The sequence below is a fragment of the Knoellia koreensis genome, assembly GCF_013041615.1.
Lineage (GTDB): Bacteria > Actinomycetota > Actinomycetes > Actinomycetales > Dermatophilaceae > Pedococcus > Pedococcus koreensis.
Genome location: NZ_JABEPQ010000003.1, coordinates 100,849 through 120,259 on the forward strand (window position 1 = coordinate 100,849; position 19,411 = coordinate 120,259).

The window sequence follows — 19,411 nt, forward strand, 5'->3', positions numbered from 1 at the left end:
CCGAGAGTAGCCTTCGGCGCCGCCCCTGTCGCCGGTCCGCGTCGGCCGATCCCGGCAACCGCCCGTCTCTGCGGGCCGTCCGCCGGTCGACGCACCCGCCCGCTCACCTTGAAGGCCGACCCCGAAGGGGGTTGGCTGTTAACCACCAGCGCGTCTCGCTGCCGAGCGCGCCTTGCCGATGCCGCCAGGAGGTCCATCCGTGTCCCAGTCATTCGCGCCGAGCCCCGAGTTCGCTGCCCAGGCCAACGGCAAGGCGGAGCTCTACGACGAGGCATCCACCGAGCACGAGGAGTTCTGGGCCAAGCAGGCGCGCGACCGGATCACCTGGGCCAAGGACTTCGACCAGACGCTCGACTGGAGCGACGCGCCGTTCGCGAAGTGGTACGTCGGCGGCGAGCTCAACGCGGCATACAACTGCGTCGACCGGCACGTCGAGGCCGGCAACGGCGACCGCGTCGCCATCCACTTCGAGGGCGAGGGCGGGGACACCCGCACCATCACGTATGCCGACTTGCAGAAGGACGTGGCCAAGGCCGCCAACGCGTTGGAGTCACTGGGTGTCGCCAAGGGTGACCGGGTCGCGATCTACCTGCCGATGATCCCGGAGGCCGTCGCGACGATGCTTGCCTGCGCGCGGATCGGTGCGCCGCACTCGGTGGTCTTCGGCGGGTTCTCGGCGGACGCGCTGCGCACCCGGATCGCCGATGCCGAGGCGCGTGTCGTGGTGACGGCGGACGGGCAGTTCCGGCGCGGCAAGGCGGCACCGCTGAAGGCGGCCGTCGATGCGGCGCTCGACAGCGGCGACAACCCGGTCGAGAAGGTCCTCGTCGTCCAGCGCACCAAGGGTGACGTGGAGATGAAGGAGGGGCGCGACGTCTGGTGGCACGACGTCGTCGACACCGCGAGCGACGAGCACACGGCATACCCGCACGACAGCGAGCACCCGCTGTTCATCCTCTACACCTCCGGCACGACCGGTAAACCCAAGGGCATCTTCCACACGACGGGCGGCTACCTGACGCAGTGCGCCTACACCAACTCCGTCGTGCACGACCTGCACCCTGAGACCGACGTCTACTGGTGCACCGCCGACATCGGCTGGGTGACCGGGCACTCCTACATCGTCTACGGGCCGCTGGCCAACGGCGCGACCCAGGTGATCTACGAGGGCACGCCGGACACGCCGCACCAGGGTCGTTGGTGGGAGATCGTGGAGAAGTACGGCGTGACGATCCTCTACACCGCGCCCACCGCGATCCGCACGTTCATGAAGTGGGGCGACGACATCCCGGCGAAGTACAACCTGTCGTCGCTGCGGGTGCTCGGGTCGGTCGGTGAGCCGATCAACCCCGAGGCGTGGCTGTGGTACCGCAAGAACATCGGCGGCGACAAGGCACCCATCGTCGACACCTGGTGGCAGACCGAGACGGGCGCGATCATGATCAGCCCGCTGCCGGGCGTCACCGACCTCGAGCCCGGCTCGGCACAGAAGCCGATCCCCGGCATCAGCGCCGAGATCCTCGACGACGAGGGGCAGCCGCTGCACGACCCGGAGGCCGTCGGCTACCTCGTGCTGACCAAGCCGTGGCCGTCGATGCTGCGCGGCATCTGGGGTGACCCGGAGCGCTACAAGGAGACGTACTGGAGCCGGTTCGGCGACAAGTACTACTTCGCCGGCGACGGCGCGAAGTACGACGAGAAGGGCAACATCTGGTTGCTCGGCCGGGTCGACGACGTCATGAACGTCTCGGGCCACCGGCTCTCCACCGCGGAGATCGAGTCGGCGCTGGTGTCGCACCCGACGGTGGCGGAGGCCGCCGTCGTCGGTGCGTCGGACGAGACGACCGGTCAGGCCGTGGTGGCGTTCGTCATCCTGCGTGGCGGCGCCGAGGACCACGGCGACGACACGGTGCAGGAGCTGCGCAACCACGTGGCCAAGGAGATCGGCCCGATCGCCAAGCCGCGCTCGATCATGGTCGTGCCCGAGCTGCCCAAGACCCGCTCCGGGAAGATCATGCGCCGCCTGCTGCGCGACGTCGCCGAGAACCGCGAGGTCGGTGACGTCACGACCCTCGCCGACGACTCGGTGATGAACCTCATCAAGGACGGCATGAGCTCGGGCAAGGACGACTGAGCCGGCTCTGTTGTTGGACCCAAATCCGTTGCGGCCGTATGTCGCCGGTGACCGGGACGCGCTCTACGACGTGTGCCTGCGCACCGGCGACAGCGGCGGCGACGCGACATCGTTGTATGCCGACGGGAGACTTCCCGGCGAGGTCTGGGTCGGCCCGTACGTCGAGTTCGAGCCGTCGCTGGCAGCGGTGCTCGACGACGGCTCGGGCGTCGGCGGCTACGTGCTGGGCGCGTTGGACACGCGCGTCTTCGAGGCGCGGTGCGAGCGTGAGTGGTGGCCGGCGTTGCGGCGGCGGTATGCCGCGGGGTCGGCTCCTGAGGGCGCGCGCGACGCGCGCGTCATCGCCCTGATCCACGACCCCCCGGTGGCGCCGGACCACGTGGTCGCCGAGCACCCGTCGCACCTGCACATCGACCTGCTGCCGAAGTGGCAGGGCGGCGGCTGGGGGCGGCGCCTGCTCGAGGGGCTCTTCGCACGGCTGGCCGCAGCCGGGTCGCCAGGCGTGCACCTGGGGGTCGGCCGGGCGAACACGAACGCCATCGGGTTCTACGAGCGGATGGGGTTCACGGTGCTCGACGACAGCTCAGCCGACGCCCTGTTCCTCGGCCGCCGGCTCTGAGGTCTCGGCACCAGACGCGGGCGGACGACCACGGTCGGCGTGGTCCAGCCACCGCTGAGCACGAACAGGGCCTCAGGTCAGCGATCGTGGTCGTCCGTCCACCGAGGCCGCGCAGGCCTGTTCGCCCTCAGTCAAAGGGAATGCCGTGCTCGACGGCCACGGCGCGAACACTGGCTGCCGACGATGCCGAAGCTCGCCTCGATATCAGCATCGGTCCAAGGCCTCCCACGATGGCCATTGGCGGCTCTATGTTCAGTGCGGGCGTGGGAAAGGCTTCGAACCACGCCCCGTTCCGCGACCATTCCGGCAGGAGCGTCGACCGTGTCACTGTAAGGCGCTGGATTGCCGACCAACGTATCCATCGCCGTGGGCGCCCGTGCTGACACAGCACCAGGTGGGTCGGTGTGCTCACGATCGAGCGGGCAGCCATTCCCCTGTCCCAGAACGCGACACGGAGCAACGAAAGTACGAGCAACACCCCACCGGACACCAACCCGGGCAACGGCTTGTCTGAGTTCACTCCGGCCCACCAGAGCACCAGGCCGATCACGCCTGACGGCAGCGCCGCGCGCCACAAGAGATGTCGTTGTGCCCGGACGACCAGCACTGCGTCGTCGAGCGAGGGTGGAGCGACCGCGTGCTGCCCCCATCGGTTGCCATCGTCGGTCACGCCCCAAGACTTCCACGGCGTGAACCCTGGTTGTGCAGGTGCGTCGCGGGGAGCCAGACGTGGGCGGACGACCAAGGTCGGCGTGGTCCAGCCACCGCTGAGCACGAACCGGGTCTCAGGTCAGTGACCGTGGTCGTCCGTCGACCTCATGGTCCGGTGGTAGTGGCCGGGTGCCGGTGGTCATCGGGAGCCATTGGTCGCGGGACACGAGTACCTCGCGCAGCACGTCCGGCCGGTCGGTGATGATGCCGTCGACACCGGCATCGAGCAGGCGGGTGATCTCAACCGGGTCGTCGACGGTCCACACGATGACGCGCACGCCGATGCGGTGCGCGCCTGCCACCAGCCGCTCGACGAACACCGGGAACCGCCCCAGTCGCAACGGCACGTGCGCGAACTCGGCGGTCGCGAACCGGCGGGCACACGGCATACCGGCCCGCGCAGAGGTGATGAGCGCGGTCAGGGACCGCCACCCCAGGGCCGTGCGCACGCCCGGCGCGTGACCCCGCAGCTCGGCGAGCCAGCCGTCCCAAGCCCCCGCGACACAGACCCGGTCGCGAAAGCCAGGGTCCTGCAACAGGTCAGCCAACGGGGCTATGGCGTCGCGGTCCTTGAGGTCGACCGTGAAGTTGGCCCCGGGGAACGCCTCGAGGGCCTCACGCAACGTCGCAACCGGCTCGCCGCCGACCCGCGTGCGACGCAGCGAGGCGAGGGTATGCCGCCGCACGGGCCCTCGCAGGCCGGTCACCCGGTCGAGCGTGGCGTCGTGGAAGCAGACCAACTGTCCGTCAGCGGTGAGGCGGACGTCGGTCTCGAGGTAGCGGTAGCCCAGGGCCACCGACCGGCCGAACGCCGCGAGGGTGTTCTCGGGCGCGAGCGCCGCCCCGCCGCGGTGGGCGAGGGCCAGCGGCTCGGTCTGCGCTCCGTAGGCCATGGCACCAGCGTGCCCGTCCGGCAACTCGCCGGACGACGAAAGCCGCTGGCATCACGGACAGTTCACGTGAGGTGCCCCGATTGTTAGTCCCCAGCTCGCAGCTGCGCGGCAATCGCCGCCGCAGCCTTGTGCAGCGGTCCGACCGCGCGCTCGATGAAGTCGTCGGTCATGCGCGGCAGCGGACCGCTCACCGACAGGGCGAGCTGTTGCGGCACGTCCGGCACCGCGACCGCGACGCAGCGGACCCCTACCTCCTGCTCGCCCTCGTCGAGCGCGTAGCCACGCTTGCGGGTGGTCGCCAGCTCCTTGGCCAGCGCGTCGGGCGTGGTGATGGTGTGCTCGGTGCGGGCCGGCATACCGGTGCGCTCGACGATCGCCCGCACCTCGGCCGGGTCCATCTCGGCGAGGACGGCCTTGCCCACGCCGGTCGAGTGCGGCAGGACGCGACGCCCGACCTCGGTGAACATGCGCATCGAGTTCTGCGAGGCCATGACCTGGCCGACATAGACGACCTGGTCGCCGTCGAGCATGGCGAGGTTGACCGACTCACCGAGCTCGCGGGCCAGCGCCTCCATCTGCGGGCGGGCCCAGCGCCCGACCATCCGCGAGGTGGTCTCGCCGAGGCGAATCAGCCTGGGCCCCAACGAGTACTGACGCGACGCCTCCTGCCGGACGTAGCCAAGGTCGACCAACGTCCGGATCAGCCGGTGGATCGTCGGCAGCGGCAGCTGGGCGTCGGACGCGAGCTGCGACAGGCTGATGACACCGCCCGCGTCGGCCATCGTCTCGAGCAGCATGAACGCCCGCTCGAGCGACTGGACGCCACCGGTGCGCCCGGCGGCTGCGTTGGCCTCGGCGCTCATATATCTCCCCGTCCGGGATTACGAATGAGAAGACAATTCCGTATCATGGAACTATCGTAGCCACGCGGAGCGCACTTCCGCGACCGCCCCGCCGACATCCGACCACCGATCCGAGGACGACATGCCTGACCCGACCGTGACCGTGGACGCCCCGCACGACGTGGAGCGCAGCGAGGAGATCCTCACGCCGGAGGCGCTGGCGTTCCTAGGCGAGCTCCAGCAGCGGTTCGGGTCGACCCGCGACGAGCTGCTCGAGGCGCGCCGCACCCGTCGCGCCGAGGTCTCCCGCACGGGCCGGCTCGACTTCCTCGCCGAAACGGCAAAGGTGCGCGGCAGTGAGTGGCAGGTCGCGCCGGCGCCCGCCGACTTCCAGGACCGGCGGGTCGAGATCACTGGACCGACCACCCGCAAGATGGCGATCAACGCCCTCAACTCCGGCGCCAAGGTCTGGCTCGCCGACCTCGAGGACGCCAACACTCCCCACTGGGACAACGTGATCGGCGGTCAGGTCAACCTCTACGACGCCGTCCGCCGCACCATCGAGCTCACCACCCCCGAGGGCAAGCACTACGCCCTCAAGGACCCGAACGGCATACCCGTCATCGTCCCCCGCCCCCGCGGCTGGCACTTCGACGAGGCCCACCTCACCCTCGACGGCACGCCGCTCGTCGGCGCGCTCGTCGACTTCGGGCTCTACTTCTTCCACAACGCCGCCGAGCTGCTTGAGCGCGGCAGCGGCCCCTACTTCTACCTGCCCAAGATGGAGAGCCACCTCGAGGCGCGGCTCTGGAACGACGTCTTCACGTATGCCGAGGAGCGGCTCGGCATCGCGCCGGGCACGGTGCGCGCGACGGTGCTGATCGAGACGATCCCGGCGGCGTTCGAGATGGAGGAGATCCTCTACGAGCTGCGCGACCACGCGGCCGGGCTGAACGCCGGGCGCTGGGACTACCTGTTCTCGATCATCAAGTACTTCAGGGACTCCGGGCCGCAGTTCACGCTGCCCGACCGCAACGCGGTGACGATGAACGCGCCCATGATGAAGGCCTACTCCGACCTGCTCGTGTCCACCTGCCACCGCCGGGGAGCATTCGCGATCGGCGGCATGGCGGCGTTCATCCCGAGCAAGGACGAGGCGGCCAACGAGGCGGCGTTCGCCAAGGTGCGCGCCGACAAGGAGCGTGAGGCCAAGGCCGGTTTCGACGGGTCGTGGGTCGCGCACCCGGGCATGGTCGAGCTGTGCAAGGAGGTCTTCACCTCGGTGCTCGGGGACCGCCCCAACCAGCTCGACGTGTTGCGTGAGGATGTCGACGTCGAAGCCGAGGACCTGCTCGACGCGGGCGCGACGCCCGGCGAGCGCACGCTCGACGGACTGCGCGGCAACGTCGACGTGGGCATCCGCTACCTGCAGGCGTGGCTCGCGGGCAACGGCGCCGCGGCGATCCACAACCTGATGGAGGACGCCGCGACCGCCGAGATCTCACGCAGCCAGATCTGGCAGTGGCTCAACTCGAGCGCCACCCTGTCGTCGGGTGAGACCGTCACCCGCGAGCTCGTCGACCAGGTCGTGGACGAGGCGTATGCCGCGTTGCTGGCCGAGGCGGGCGACAACCAGACCGCGCGCGAGTCGTTGGAGACGGCGCGAAAGCTGTTCGTGGAGTGCGCGATCGACCCCGACTTCCCCGACTTCCTGACTCTGCCGGCCTACGAAGAGGTGCTGCGCGCCGAACGCGCCTGATCGCCTCGGCGTAGTCGGTCAGTGGCTGGGCGGCATGCGCCAGCGGCCGGCGGCGATCTGGTCACCGCCGACCCACACGCCACCGATGTCCGAGCTGGTGCCGAGCGCGAACACCTTCGAAAGCGCATCCTCGGGTGACTTGGCGTTGCCGAGGCCGACAGCCAACGGGTCGCCGGCCTCGGGCAGCAGCCAGATCGCGTCGAACGCCTTGCCCACCGACAGGTCACCGACCTCGTCGCCGAGCCCGAGCGCCTGGGCGCCCGCCGACGTGCACAGCCACAGCAGGTGGGTCGACGTCAGCGGCAGGCCTTCGTCGCCGAGAAGACGCTGCATGAAGTAGGCCTGCAGCCCCTCCTTGAGCATCGAAAAGCCTGTCCCCGCACCGACATCCGATCCCATGGCAACGTGGACGCCCGCCTCGTGGTGCCGGCGCAGGGGGAAGAGTCCGGACCCGAGTGCGGAGTTCGACGTGGGGCAGTGGGCGACCGAGGTATGCCGCGTGGCCAGGGTCGCGAGCTCGGCGTCAGTGGGGTGGACGTCATGGGCGAGGACGGACCGCTCGGTCAGCAGGCCGAACTTGTCGTAGGTGTCGACATAGGAGGATCCACCGAAGAGGTCGCGCACCTCCTGCACCTCGCGGAGGTTCTCGTTGACGTGCGAGGTGAAGAACGCCCCGTCGACCTCCGTGAACGTCTGGCCACAGGACTCGAGGATCGCCTCGCTGGCGGACAACGAGAAGCGCGGCGTCACGGCATACCGAAGGCGGCCCTTGCCGTGCCAGCGGGCGGCGAGCTCGGCCTGCTCCTTGAGGGCACGCTCGGGCGTGGTGAGCAGCGGCTCGGGCAGGATGCGGTCGGAGGTGACGAGGCCGGTGGTGACGCGCAGGCCCCACCGGTCGGCGGCCTCGAACATCACGTCGACGGCCGACGCGAAGTGCGAGCCGAAGACGAGTGCGGTGGTGGTGCCAGAGTCGACGAGGCCGGTGACGAAGTCGCGCGCGACCCCGCGGGCGTAGTCGACCTCGCCCATCCGCACCTCCTCGGGGAGGGCGCACTGGTCGAGCCAGTCGAGCAGCGGCATGCCGAGCCCGCCGATGACGCGCACCTGCGGGAAGTGCACGTGGGTGTCGACGAGGCCGGGCAGGACGATGCCGTCACGCAGGTCGAGCACCGGCTCGTCGGGGTTGGCGGCACGCACCGTCTCGAACGGGCCGCGGGCAGCGATCAGACCGCCCTGGACGAGGATGCCGCAGTCGTCGTCGGACCGGAGCTCACCGCCCGTGAACGGGTCGGCGGGCGTGTCCATGACCCGCGCGCGAAAGAGCGTCATCGCGAGACCTCGGGTGCGGACTCGGTCTGGAACACGCGCAGCAGGTCGGCGGCGACGGCCACGGCGATGGTCGCGGGTTTCTTGCCCGCGATGTCGGAGAGGCCGATGGGGGTCTGGATCCGGTTCAACACCTCGGGCGAATGTCCTTCTGCCGCAAGGCGTTTCTCAAAGCGGCGCCACTTTGCACTCGACCCGATCAGCCCGATCGACCCGAGGTGGCCACACCGGAGTGCGGCGTCGCAGAGCGCTGCGTCCTCCGCGTGGTCGTGGGTCATGACGAGCACGTGGGTGCCGGCGGGCACCTGGCCGAGGACGAGCTCGGGGACGGGGGCGTGGTGGACGTGGATGCCGGCGACCGCGTCGTCGAGCACTCCGAGCCGGTCGCGGCCGAGCTGGTCGGCGCGAGAGTCAACGAGGTGGAGCTCGACGTCGTGGCGGGCGAGCACACGGGCGAGCTCGAGGCCGACATGACCCATGCCGAAGATGGCGACGGCCGGCACGACGCGCAGGGGCTCGAGAAGCAGCCGCACCTCACCACCGCAGCACTGCTGCCCGTGCTCGGCAGGCGCCTTGTCGTTGAGCGCGAGCTCGAGGTCGACGGGGTCGGCCGAGCCGCTCTCGAGCAGCCTCCGCGCGCGATCGACCGCGGTCGCCTCGAGGTTGCCGCCGCCGACGCTGCCCCAGGTCGCGTCGGCCGACACGACCATCTTGGCCCCGGCCTCACGGGGCGAGTGCCCGCGGACGGACACCAGCGTCACGAGGACGCCCGGCTCACGTCGCTCGCGCAGCCGCTCGACAGCGGTGATCCAGCGCATCGTCAGGCTCCCGACGAAACCCGTTGGGCGCGTTCGGATCTCGGCTCGATCGGGTGGGCGCCGTTGCCTGGCTGGTCGGGCACGACACCGGTGCCGCCCTCGACCATCGCGGTCATGTGCGGCGGCTCGGCACCGCCCCGCGCCTCTTGGATCGCCCACCACACGGCCTCGGGTGTAGCCGGTGACGCGAGGTCGATCGACGTGCCCGCCGGACCGAACGCGGCAGCCGCCTGCCGCAGCGCCTCACGCACCGAGAAGGCCAGCATGAGCGGCGGCTCGCCGACGGCCTTGGAGCCGTAGACGGCGCCGTCCTCGTGCGCCTGCTCGAGCAGCGCCACGTTGAACTCCTCGGGCATCTCCGAGAAGCTCGGCAGCTTGTAGGTGCTCGCCGCCTGGGTGGCCAGCCGTCCCCGGTTCGGTCCGTCGGACTCGTCCCAGCGCAGGTCCTCCAAGGTCAGCCACCCGGCGCCCTGTACGAACCCGCCCTCGACCTGGCCGATGTCGACCAGCGGCGACAGCGAGTCGCCGACGTCGTGGACGATGTCGACGCGCCGCGTGCGGTAGGCGCCGGTGAAACCGTCGACCTCGACCTCGGTCGCCGCGACTCCGTAGGCGAAGTACTTGAACGGGGAGCCCTGCATGATGCTGGAGTCCCAGTGCAGCCCCTCGGTGCGGTAGTAGCCCGCCGCCCACAGCTGGATCCGGTTGAAGTAGGCGAGGTTGACGAACTCGGCCCACGGCATGCTCTCGCCGCCTCCGCTGACCATCCCGTCGCTGAACGTCACCTCGGCGGGCGCCACCTCGAACCGCTCCCCCGCCAGTGAGCGCAGCCGCTCGGTGATCTGCTCGCACGCGTTCTTCACGGCTCCGCCGTTGAGGTCGGCGCCAGAGCTCGCCGCAGTGGCCGAGGTGTTCGGCACCTTGTCGGTGCGCGTCGGGGCGAGCCGCACCATCGACAGCGGCACCCCGAGGGCGGTCGCGGCGACCTGGAGCATCTTGGTGTGCAGTCCCTGCCCCATCTCGGTGCCGCCGTGGTTGATCAGCACCGAGCCGTCCTTGTACACGTGCACGAGCGCGCCGGCCTGGTTGAACGCCGTGAGGTTGAACGAGATCCCGAACTTCACCGGGGTCATCGCCAGCGCCCGCTTGGAGTGCTCGTGGATCGAGTTGTATGCCGCGATCTCGGCCTGGCGGGCCGCGACGTCCCCGGTCGTGAGCACCTGCTCCCAGCAGGTGACCGCGCGCTCGGGGTGCCGGACCGGCTGGCCGTAGGGGGTGGCTTGGCCGTGGACGTAGAAGTTGCGACGCCGCAGGTCGATCGGGTCGAGCCCGAGCAGCGGGGCGCACCGACCCAGGATGTCCTCGATGACGAGCATGCCCTGCGGCCCACCGAAGCCGCGGAACGCGGTCTGGGAGGTCTTGTGGGACTTGGCGATTCGCCCGTTGACCCGCACGTTGGGGATCCAGTAGGCGTTGTCGATGTGGCACAGGGCCCGCGCCAACACCGGCTCGGACAGGTCGAGGCTCCACCCGCCGTCGGCCGTGAGCGTCGCGTCAAGCGCCACGAGGTGGCCGGTGTCGTCGAACCCGACCCGCCACTGCGCATGGAACCCGTGCCGCTTGCCCGACATGGTGATGTCCTGGTTGCGCGTCAACCGGAGCCGCACCGGACGCCCGGTGAGGGTGGCCCCCAGTGCGGCGATCGCGGCATACCCGTGGGGTTGCATCTCCTTGCCGCCGAAGCCGCCGCCCATCCGCAGGCACTGGACGGTGACCGCGTGGCTCGGCGTGCCGAGGACGTGGGCGACGATGTCCTGGGTCTCGGTGGGGTGCTGGGTCGAGCACTGCACGAAGACCTGGCCGTTCTCGTCGACCTGGGCGAGCGAGCAGTGGGTCTCGAGGTAGAAGTGCTCCTGCCCGGCGAACTCGAACTCCCCTGAGAACACATGGGTCGCGGCCTCGAAGCCGGCGTCGATGTCGCCGCGCTCCATCCGCGGCTGACCGCCCTGGAAGCTGTCTGCGGCGATAGCGTCCTTGACGGTGACCAGTGCCGGCAGCGGTTCGTAGTCGACCTCGACGGCCAGGGACCCCAGCCGGGCTGCCTCGAGCGTCTCGCCGAGCACCCAGCAGACAGAGTGGCCGTAGTACATGACCTCGCTGGGGAACAACGGCTCGTCGTGCTTGATGCCGGCGTCGTTCACGCCCGGCACGTCGTCGGCGGTGAGCACCCGCACGACACCCGGGACGTCGTATGCCGCGGACACGTCGAGCCGGGTCACGCGGGCGTGCGCGTGGGGCGCCTGCACGGGGTGGGCGTGCAGCGTACCGGGGAGGCGGCCCACGAGGTCGTCGGTGTAGAGCGCCTGGCCCGTGACGTGGAGCGAGGCCGCTTCGTGCGGGAGGGACTCTCCCACAACGGGATTCGTGGGACGGTCGGACAGTGCGCTCATGCGGGCACCTCCTCGGTCTGGGTCTCGGTGTCGTCGGCGTGCAGCTTGAGGAGTGCGGTGCCGAGCATGGCCTTGCGGTATGCCGCGCTGGAGCGGTGGTCGTCCAGGGGCGTCCCCTCGCTGCGCATCACGTCGGCCGCCTCGCGGACCACGTCGGCGGTCCATGGTCGGCCCTCGAGGGCGGCCTCGGTGGCCAGGGCTCGGATCGGGGTGGCCGCGACGCCCCCGAGACCGATGCGGGCCTTGGCCACCACACCGTGACGGACGTCGATGGCGAACCCGACGGCCACGCTGGAGATGTCGTCGAACCGCCGCTTGGCGATCTTGTGGAACGCGGTGATCCCGCTGAGCGGCAACGGGATCCGCACCGCCCTGATCAGCTCGCCCGGCTGGCGCACCGTCTGGCGGTAGCCGGTGAAGTAGTCGGCCAACGGCACCTCGCGCTCGCCGTCGCGTGAGGCCAGCACCAGGGTCGCCTCGAGGGCCAGCAGCGCGGGTGGCGTGTCGCCGATCGGTGAGCCGGTGCCGAGGTTGCCCCCGATCGTCGCGCCGTTGCGGATCAGCCGCGAGGCGAACTGCGGGAACAGCTGCGCGAGCAGCGGCACCCGGCCGGCCAGCAGTCGCTCGACCTCCGACAGCGTCAGGGCGGCGCCGATCTCGACCCGGTCGTCGCCGAAGTCGAAGGTGCGCAGCTCGGGCACGCGGTCGATACCGATCGCGTAGGCCGCCCGCGACCCCTTGATGTTGACGTCAACGCCCCAGTCGGTCGAGCCCGCAACGAGCACGGCCTCGGGCTGGGCGGCCAGCAGGTCGAGGGCCTCGGCGAGGTCGGCTGGGCGCGCGAAGGTGCCGGACGTCCCGGCCAGCCGCGTCGAGGCGGCGACGGGCGCCGGGGAGCTGCGCCGCGCGGCATACCCGTCGTCGTCGCTCGGTGAACCCAACGCGAAGGCGGCGTCACGGATCGGGCGGTAGCCGGTGCAGCGGCACAGGTTGCCGGACAGTGCGTGCAGGTCGAAGCCGTTCGGCCCGTGCTCGTGGTCGGCGCCGTGGCCGTTGGAGGCGGCTGGCTCGGAGCGGTCTGCGCGGTAGTACTCGGCGGCCATGGAACAGACGAATCCCGGTGTGCAGTAACCACATTGGGAGCCGCCGCGCACCGCCATCTCGCGCTGCACCGGGTGCAGGTCGTCGGGGGTGCCGAGCCCCTCGGAGGTGACGACCTCCTGGCCGTCGAGCGCGGCCGCAGGGATGAGGCAGGCGTTGATCGCGGTCCAGCGCGTGCCGCCGCCCTCGTCCGGGCGGGCCACCATGATCGAGCAGGCGCCGCACTCCCCCTCGGCGCACCCCTCCTTGGCGCCGGTGAGCCCGCGGTCGCGCAGGAAGTCCAAGGCGTTGGTCGCCGGGTCGGTGCCGGCGAGCGAGCAGGTCTCACCGTTGATCGTCAGCTCGTGGCCATCGGCAGCCATGGCGACCTCCTCACCCCGACGTTGGGGCTCCCATCATCCACCAGCGGCGACCGCAGTGGGCATGGTTCGCGTTGCACGACACCGCCGGTTATCCATGCGAACGACGGGGCGCGAGGTTCGGACCACGGTAGCCCTCAACAAACTGTTGAAGCAAGGGTTTCGGATAAGAAGTTTCGCGATGTGGAATACAGGGTCAGACGAGCTGCCGCGACAGCACGGCGTGCCGGTTGACGTCCTTGTAGAGCAGGTAGCGGAACCGGCCCGGTCCGCCGGCGTAGCAGGCCTGCGGGCAGAACGCGCGCAGCCACATGAAGTCACCTTCCTGCACCTCGACCCAGTCGTTGTTGAGCAGGTAGACCGCCTTGCCCTCCAGGACGTAGAGGCCGTGCTCCATCACGTGGGTCTCAGGGAACGGGATCGCCCCGCCGGGCTCAAAGTTGACGATGTTGACGTGCATGTCGTGCCGCACGTCGGTGGGGTCGACGAACCGCTGCGTCGTCCACGCCCCCTTGGTGCCGGGCATCTCGATCCCGGGGACGTCGGACTCGTGGGTGACCAGCGGCTCGGGCAGGTCGATGCCGTCGACCCGTTGGTAGGACTTGCGGATCCAGTGGAACGACGCCGGTTCGCCGCCGCGGTTGTGCAGTTTCCAGCGCTGCCCGCAGGGCAGGTAGGCGTAGCTGCCGGCGGTCAGCTGGTGCACCTCGCCGTCGAGGTCGAGCTCGAGGCTGCCGCCGACGACGAACAGAACGCCCTCGGCCAGCTGGTCGATCTCCGGCTTGTCGGATCCGCCACCCGGTGTCACCTGGACGATGTACTGCGAGAAGGTCTCCGCGAAGCCCGACAGTGGCCGGGCGATGACCCACATCCGCATGCCCTCCCAGAACGGCAGGGCGCTCGTGACGATGTCGGTCATGGTGCCGCGCGGCAGGACGGCATACGCCTCGGTGAAGGTCGCCCGGTCGGTGGTCAGCTGCGTCTGCGGAGGCAGTCCACCCTTGGGGGCGTAGTAGCGGGTCTCGTTGTCGCTCATGGGTTTCCTCTCCTGATGAGCTGCCCCCGCGGGGCCGCCTCGAGGTCGACGGGTATGCCGTGGAGCCAGGTCTGGCGGACGACTCCGGTCAGCGTTCGGCCGGCATAGGCCGACACGGGGTTCTTGTGGCGCAGGTGGGCGACGTCGACGGTGAACTCCTCGTCCGGAGCCAGCACGGCGAGGTCGGCCTGCGCACCGACCTCGATGCGCCCGCGGTCGGAGAGCCCGACCTGGTCGGCGGTGTTGGTCGCCATCCAGCGCACGACGTCGGCGAGCGTCAGCCCGCGTGAACGAGCCTCGGTCCACACGGCCGGCAGGCCGAGCTGCACACCTGCGATGCCGCCCCACGCGAGCCCGAACTCGCCCACGTCCAGCCGCTTGAGGTCCTCGGTGCAGGGGCTGTGGTCGGTGACGATGGTGCCGATCGTCCCGTCCCGCAACGCATCCCAGAGGTGGTCGCGGTTGTCGGCCTCGCGGATCGGCGGGCAGCACTTGAACTGGGTCGCCCCGTCGGGGATCTCCTCGGCCGTGATCGTGAGGTAGTGCGGGCACGTCTCGGCCGTGACCCGGAGTCCCTCGGCCTGTGCCTTGGCGACCAGCGGCGCGGCGTCGGCGTCGGACAGGTGCAGGATGTGCGCCCGGCCCCCAGTCTCGCGGACTGCGTCGACGACGGCAGTGATCGCCACCTCCTCGGCCGCGCGCGGTCGCGAACCCAGGTACGCGGCATACGAACGCCCCTCCGGTTCCGGGGCGGAGTCGATGGCCTCGGCATCCTCGGCGTGGACGATGACCAGGGCGTCGAACTTCGTTGTCTCAGTGAGTGCTTCGCGCAGCTCGTCAGCCGTGAGCGGGGGGAACTCGTCGACCCCGGAGTGGATCAGGAAGCACTTGAACCCGAAGACGCCCGCGTCGTGCAGCGGCTGCAGGTCGAGGACGTTGCCGGGCACCGCGCCACCCCAGAAGCCCACGTCGACGAACGCCTGGTCGCGGGCGATGGCGCGCTTCTCCTCAAGCGCCGCCACGGAAACCGTGGCAGGGATCGAGTTGAGCGGCATGTCGATGATCGTGGTCACGCCGCCAGCTGCCGCAGCACGGGTCGCGCTGGCGAAGCCCTCCCACTCGGTGCGACCGGGCTCGTTGACGTGGACGTGCGTGTCGACGAGCCCGGGCAGCAGCACCTCGTCGTCGGCCAGCTCGACCACCCGGGTGTCACCAGTGGGCGCGTCGTAGGTCTCGATGGCGGCGATGCGACCGTCGGCGACGAAGACCGTCGCCGCGACCTCCTCACCGTCCACGACTGCGCGCCGCGCGCGCAGCACGACGTCAGCGTCCACGTGCCACCTCCACTTCGACGCGACCGGTCGCCGGTGCGTCCAGGACCTCACGGTACTCGCGCGCGATGCGCGCGCCGATGCGTTCGAGGAGAGGCCCCGGGGCGGTGAACGCCTCGTCCCGGCTACCCGCCTCGTCGATGAGTCCGTATGCCGCGTCGAAGCCGGCCTCGCGCAGCGTCGCCTCGTCGAGGGCGACCCGACCGGCCACGGCCACGACCGGGATGCTGTGTCGGGCAGCCAGGGCAGCCACGGCCGCTGGGGCCTTGCCGTGCAAGGTCTGCGCGTCGAGCGACCCCTCACCGGTGACCACGAGGTCGGCCGCGGCGACGGCCTCGGGGAGCCCGGACAGCTCGCCGACGAGCTCCGCGCCCGGGCGCATCGTGGCGCCCAGCACGGCGAGCAGTGCAAAGCCGACACCGCCAGCGGCGCCCGCGCCAGGCGTGTCGCGCAGGTCGCGCCCGGTGGCTTCGGCCACGACGTCGGCCCAGGCGGAGAGCCCGATGTCGAGCGCCTCCACCTCGTCGGGGCCAGCGCCCTTCTGCGGGCCGTAGACCGCCGCTGCACCAGTCGGCCCGGTCAGCGGGTTGTCGACGTCGCTGGCCACGACGAGCTCGGCATCGGCCAGGCGGGGGTGGAGCTCGGCGAGGTCGAGCCCGACGATGTCGACGAGGGAGCCGCCGCCGTCGCGCAGGGCCCTCCCGCGCCGCCCGCTCACGCGGGCCCCCAGTGCCCGCAGCAGTCCGACACCGCCGTCGGTGCTCGCACTGCCGCCGATTCCCACGACGATGCGCCGGCAGCCCGCGTCGAGAGCCGCCGCAATGAGGTCACCCGTGCCGCGGCTGGTGGCGCCCAACGGATCCGGCCGCCCGTCGGGCAACCTCGACAGACCGCTCACCTCCGCCAGCTCGACCACCGCCTCGGTGCCACGGCGCGCGAAACTGGCCGTGAGCGGCATACCCGTGGGTCCCGCCGCACGGACCGCCACCAGGTCGAAGCCGGCGGCCTCGGCCGCCGCCAGCGTGCCGTCGCCGCCATCGGCGACGGGCACGGTGGCGACCTCGACCTTGGTCAGCACCGACCGCAGCCCGACCTCCAGGTGCGCCGCCACCTCGGCGGCGGTCAGCGTGCCCTTGAACTTGTCGGGGGCGAGCAGCACACGGGGCATGGGCGCAGACCTCAGTCCAGGTTGGTGAAGAGCGCGGTCGGGACGTCGGCGCCGGCCTCGGCCAGCTCCTCGAACTCGGTGACGCCGTCGATCGACAGTCCCATCGAGACGTTGGTGACGCGCTCGAGGATGACCTCGACGACGACCGGCACGCGGTACTCCTGCGCCAGGCCCTTGGCCTTCTCGAGGGCGGCCTGGATCTCGGAGGGGTCGAAGACGCGAATTGCCTTGCAGCCCAGTCCTTCCACGACCTTGACGTGGTCGACGCCGTATCCGTTGACCTCAGGCGCGTTGATGTTGTCGAACGACAGCTGCACCTGGAAGTCCATGTCGAACGCGCGCTGGCTCTGCCGGATAAGGCCGAGGTAGGCGTTGTTCACCAGGACGTGGACGTAGGGGATGTTGAACTGCGCCCCGACCGCGAGCTCCTCGATCATGAACTGGAAGTCGTAGTCGCCGGAGAGCGCGACGACGGTCTCGTCGGGGCACGCGGTGGCGACACCGAGCGCGGCGGGCACGGTCCAGCCGAGCGGGCCGGCTTGTCCGGCGTTGATCCAGTGCCGGTCCTTGTAGACGTGCAGCAGCTGCGCCGCCTGGATCTGCGAGAGACCGATGGTCGAGACATAGCGGGCGTCGCGGCCGAACGCGGCGTTCATCTCCTGGTAGACCCGCTGCGGCTTGACCGGCACGACGTCGAAGTTGGTCTTGCGCAGCAGGCTCGCCTTGCGGTCGCGGCAGGACTGCGCCCACGCCTCGCGGTCGGCGAGCCGACCCGCGTCGCGCCGCTCGCGGGCGGCCTCGACGAACAGCTCGAGCGCGGCCTTGGCATCGGAGACGATGCCGTAGTCGGGCGCGAAGACCCGCCCGATCTGGGTCGGCTCGATGTCGACGTGGACGAACTTGCGCCCCGTCGTGTAGGTCTCAAGGTCGCCGGTGTGGCGGTTGGCCCACCGGTTGCCGATGCCGAGGACGAAGTCGGACTCGAGCATGGTGGCGTTGCCGTAGCGGTGCGACGTCTGGAGCCCGACCATGCCGGCGTTGAGCGGGTGGTCGTCGGGGATCGTGCCCCAGCCCATGAGCGTCGGGACGACCGGGACACCGGTCAGCTCGGCCAGCTCGACGAGCAGCTCGGCGGCGTCGGCGTTGATGATGCCGCCGCCGGCGACGATGAGCGGCTTCTCACTGGCGGCGAGCAGGTCGAGCGCCTTGTCGACCTGGGCTCGGGTGGCCGCCGGCTTGTAGACCGGAAGCGGTTCGTAGGTCTCGATGTCGAACTCGATCTCGGCCATCTGCACGTCGATCGGCAGGTCGATGAGCACCGGTCCGGGCCGACCCGACCGCATGAGGTGGAACGCCTGCTGGAACGTGCCCGGCACCTGCGCCGGCTCCAGCACGGTGACCGCCATCTTGGTGAGGGGCCCCGCAATCGAGGCGATGTCGACCGCCTGGAAGTCCTCCTTGTGCAGCTTGGCCACCGGCGCCTGGCCGGTGATGCACAGGATCGGGATCGAGTCGGCGCTGGCCGAGTAGAGGCCGGTGATCATGTCGGTGCCGGCCGGGCCGGACGTGCCGACGCAGACGCCGATGTTGCCCGCCTTGGCGCGGGTGTAGCCCTCGGCCATGTGGGAGGCGCCCTCGACGTGGCGGGCCAGCGTGTGGTGCAGGCCGCCGTTCGTCTTCATCGCCTTGTAGAACGGGTTGATCGCCGCACCGGGCAGCCCGAAGACGTTGGTGACCCCTTCCTTCTTGAGGATCTCGACGGCCGCCTGGGCCGCGGTCATGCGTGCCATGGTTCCTTCTCCTGAAACGAATGCAGGTCTGCGGGTTGCTTGCGTCTGCGTGAGTGGTGGCTATGGCCACCGCCGGCGCAGACGTTGTGGGTATGCCGCGTGGCTCAGTCGGTCTTCTGGCCGGACAGGCGCTGGACGCCGCGCAACAGCGCGGAGTGGTCGAGGCTGCCGTCGCCGTTCGCGCGGGCGGAGGCCATGAGCTGGGCGACGAGGCCGCCCAGCGGGACGACGACGCCGGCCTCGCGCGCGGCGCTGGTGACGATGCCCATGTCCTTGTGGTGCAAGTCGATCCGGAACCCGGGCTGGAACGTCTTGTTGGCCATGTTGTCGCGCTTCTGGTCGAGCACCTTCGACCCGGCGAGCCCGCCGCCGAGCACGTCGAGAGCAGCGCCGAGGTCGACGCCATAGGCCTCGAGGAAGACGACTCCCTCGGCCAGCGCCTGGATGTTGGCGGCGACGATGAGCTGGTTGGCGGCCTTGACCGTCTGCCCCGCTCCGCTGCCACCGACGTGGACGATGGTCTTGCCGACCGCGTCGAACACAGGCTTGGCGGCCTCGAAGTCAGCCGCGTCGCCGCCGACCATGATCGACAGCGCGGCGTTCTTGGCGCCAGCCTCGCCGCCGGACACGGGGGCGTCGAGCAGTCGGAATCCCTTGTCCTTGGCCGCCTTCGCGAGCTCGACGGTGACGTCGGGACGAATGCTGGAGAAGTCGATGACGAGCGTGCCCTCCTTGGCGGAGGCGAAGACACCCTCCTCGCCGAGCAGCACCTCCTGCACGTCCGGGCTGTCCGGCACCATGACCGCGACGATCTCCGCGTCACGGACCGCGTCGGCCACCGAGTCGGCCGCGCGCCCGCCCGCGTCCACGAGCGGCTGGGTCTTCTCGGGCGAGAGGTTGTAGCCGACGACGTCATGGCCGGCGTTCTGCAGGTGGACGGCCATCGGGCTGCCCATGATGCCGAGGCCGATGAAGGCGATGGTGCTCATGTCGTTCTCCTTGCTGCGGTACTGCGGGTCTGGTGACTGCTTGCGTCTGCGTGAATGGCTGCCATAGCCACCGTTCCCGCAGCCG

At 70.3% G+C, this 19,411-nt stretch carries 14 protein-coding genes and 1 pseudogene; 3 read left to right on the forward strand and 12 right to left on the reverse strand.

What is annotated here, in order from left to right; all coding sequences use genetic code 11:
• Nucleotides 1-178 precede the first annotated feature (178 nt).
• Together acs and HJG52_RS14050 are read left to right on the forward strand one after the other, a co-directional pair.
• Nucleotides 179-2,134, forward strand: a complete 1,956-nt coding sequence (gene acs / locus HJG52_RS14045) for an acetate--CoA ligase (RefSeq protein ID WP_171244256.1) — start codon at nt 179-181, stop codon at nt 2,132-2,134.
• A 10-nt stretch (nt 2,135-2,144) separates the two neighbouring features.
• Nucleotides 2,145-2,753, forward strand: coding sequence for a GNAT family N-acetyltransferase (locus HJG52_RS14050; protein ID WP_240978052.1), 609 nt, complete (start codon nt 2,145-2,147; stop codon nt 2,751-2,753).
• A 127-nt stretch (nt 2,754-2,880) separates the two neighbouring features.
• On the opposite strand, the gene HJG52_RS14055 is transcribed toward HJG52_RS14050, so the two are convergent.
• From HJG52_RS14055 to HJG52_RS14065, 3 genes are all read right to left on the reverse strand, one after another.
• The gene (locus HJG52_RS14055) at nt 2,881-3,423 is read right to left on the reverse strand and encodes a hypothetical protein (RefSeq protein WP_171244257.1); all 543 of its coding nucleotides are present in this window, start codon (nt 3,421-3,423) and stop codon (nt 2,881-2,883) included.
• A gap of 115 nt (nt 3,424-3,538) precedes the next feature.
• On the reverse strand, nt 3,539-4,357 hold the full coding sequence (locus HJG52_RS14060; RefSeq protein WP_171244258.1) for a glycerophosphodiester phosphodiesterase family protein: 819 nt from the start codon (nt 4,355-4,357) through the stop codon (nt 3,539-3,541).
• Between the two features lie 83 nt (nt 4,358-4,440).
• Entirely contained in the window at nt 4,441-5,220 is a 780-nt protein-coding gene (locus HJG52_RS14065; protein ID WP_171244259.1) for an IclR family transcriptional regulator, read from the reverse strand.
• A 121-nt stretch (nt 5,221-5,341) separates the two neighbouring features.
• Here HJG52_RS14065 and aceB point away from each other — a divergent pair, with 121 nt between their 5' ends.
• Entirely contained in the window at nt 5,342-6,958 is a 1,617-nt protein-coding gene (gene aceB / locus HJG52_RS14070) for a malate synthase A (protein ID WP_171244260.1), read from the forward strand.
• A gap of 18 nt (nt 6,959-6,976) precedes the next feature.
• Here the strand turns inward: aceB and HJG52_RS14075 are convergent, their stop codons facing one another.
• The 9 genes and pseudogenes from HJG52_RS14075 to HJG52_RS14115 form a co-directional block, all read right to left on the reverse strand.
• Nucleotides 6,977-8,287, reverse strand: a complete 1,311-nt coding sequence (locus tag HJG52_RS14075) for a guanine deaminase (protein ID WP_171244261.1) — start codon at nt 8,285-8,287, stop codon at nt 6,977-6,979.
• Nucleotides 8,284-9,102, reverse strand: coding sequence for a xanthine dehydrogenase accessory protein XdhC (gene xdhC / locus HJG52_RS14080; protein ID WP_171244262.1), 819 nt, complete (start codon nt 9,100-9,102; stop codon nt 8,284-8,286). The genes HJG52_RS14075 and xdhC overlap by 4 nt, the downstream gene beginning before the upstream one ends.
• Nucleotides 9,103-9,104: 2 nt before the next feature.
• Nucleotides 9,105-11,552 (reverse strand): xanthine dehydrogenase molybdopterin binding subunit, encoded by a 2,448-nt coding sequence (gene xdhB / locus HJG52_RS14085; RefSeq protein ID WP_171244263.1) that lies wholly within the window; start codon nt 11,550-11,552, stop codon nt 9,105-9,107.
• Nucleotides 11,549-13,015: a xanthine dehydrogenase small subunit gene (locus HJG52_RS14090; protein ID WP_171244264.1), complete on the reverse strand. Its 1,467-nt coding sequence runs from the start codon at nt 13,013-13,015 to the stop codon at nt 11,549-11,551. Before HJG52_RS14090 ends, xdhB begins: the two co-directional genes overlap by 4 nt.
• 193 nt (nt 13,016-13,208) lie before the next feature.
• On the reverse strand, nt 13,209-14,048 hold the full coding sequence (locus tag HJG52_RS14095; RefSeq protein ID WP_171244265.1) for a bifunctional allantoicase/(S)-ureidoglycine aminohydrolase: 840 nt from the start codon (nt 14,046-14,048) through the stop codon (nt 13,209-13,211).
• Nucleotides 14,045-15,382 (reverse strand): allantoinase AllB, encoded by a 1,338-nt coding sequence (gene allB, locus HJG52_RS14100; RefSeq protein WP_346767752.1) that lies wholly within the window; start codon nt 15,380-15,382, stop codon nt 14,045-14,047. The genes HJG52_RS14095 and allB overlap by 4 nt, the downstream gene beginning before the upstream one ends.
• A complete protein-coding gene (locus HJG52_RS14105) occupies nt 15,372-16,547 on the reverse strand; it encodes a glycerate kinase (protein ID WP_171244266.1) in 1,176 nt (391 codons plus the stop codon). Before HJG52_RS14105 ends, allB begins: the two co-directional genes overlap by 11 nt.
• A gap of 11 nt (nt 16,548-16,558) precedes the next feature.
• Nucleotides 16,559-18,337 carry a glyoxylate carboligase gene (gene gcl, locus HJG52_RS14110; RefSeq protein WP_171244267.1) on the reverse strand — a complete coding sequence of 593 codons (1,779 nt, stop codon included), beginning with the start codon at nt 18,335-18,337 and terminating at the stop codon, nt 16,559-16,561.
• A 104-nt stretch (nt 18,338-18,441) separates the two neighbouring features.
• A pseudogene (locus tag HJG52_RS14115) lies at nt 18,442-19,350 on the reverse strand (2-hydroxy-3-oxopropionate reductase); the annotation flags it as partial.
• Nucleotides 19,351-19,411 lie beyond the last annotated feature (61 nt).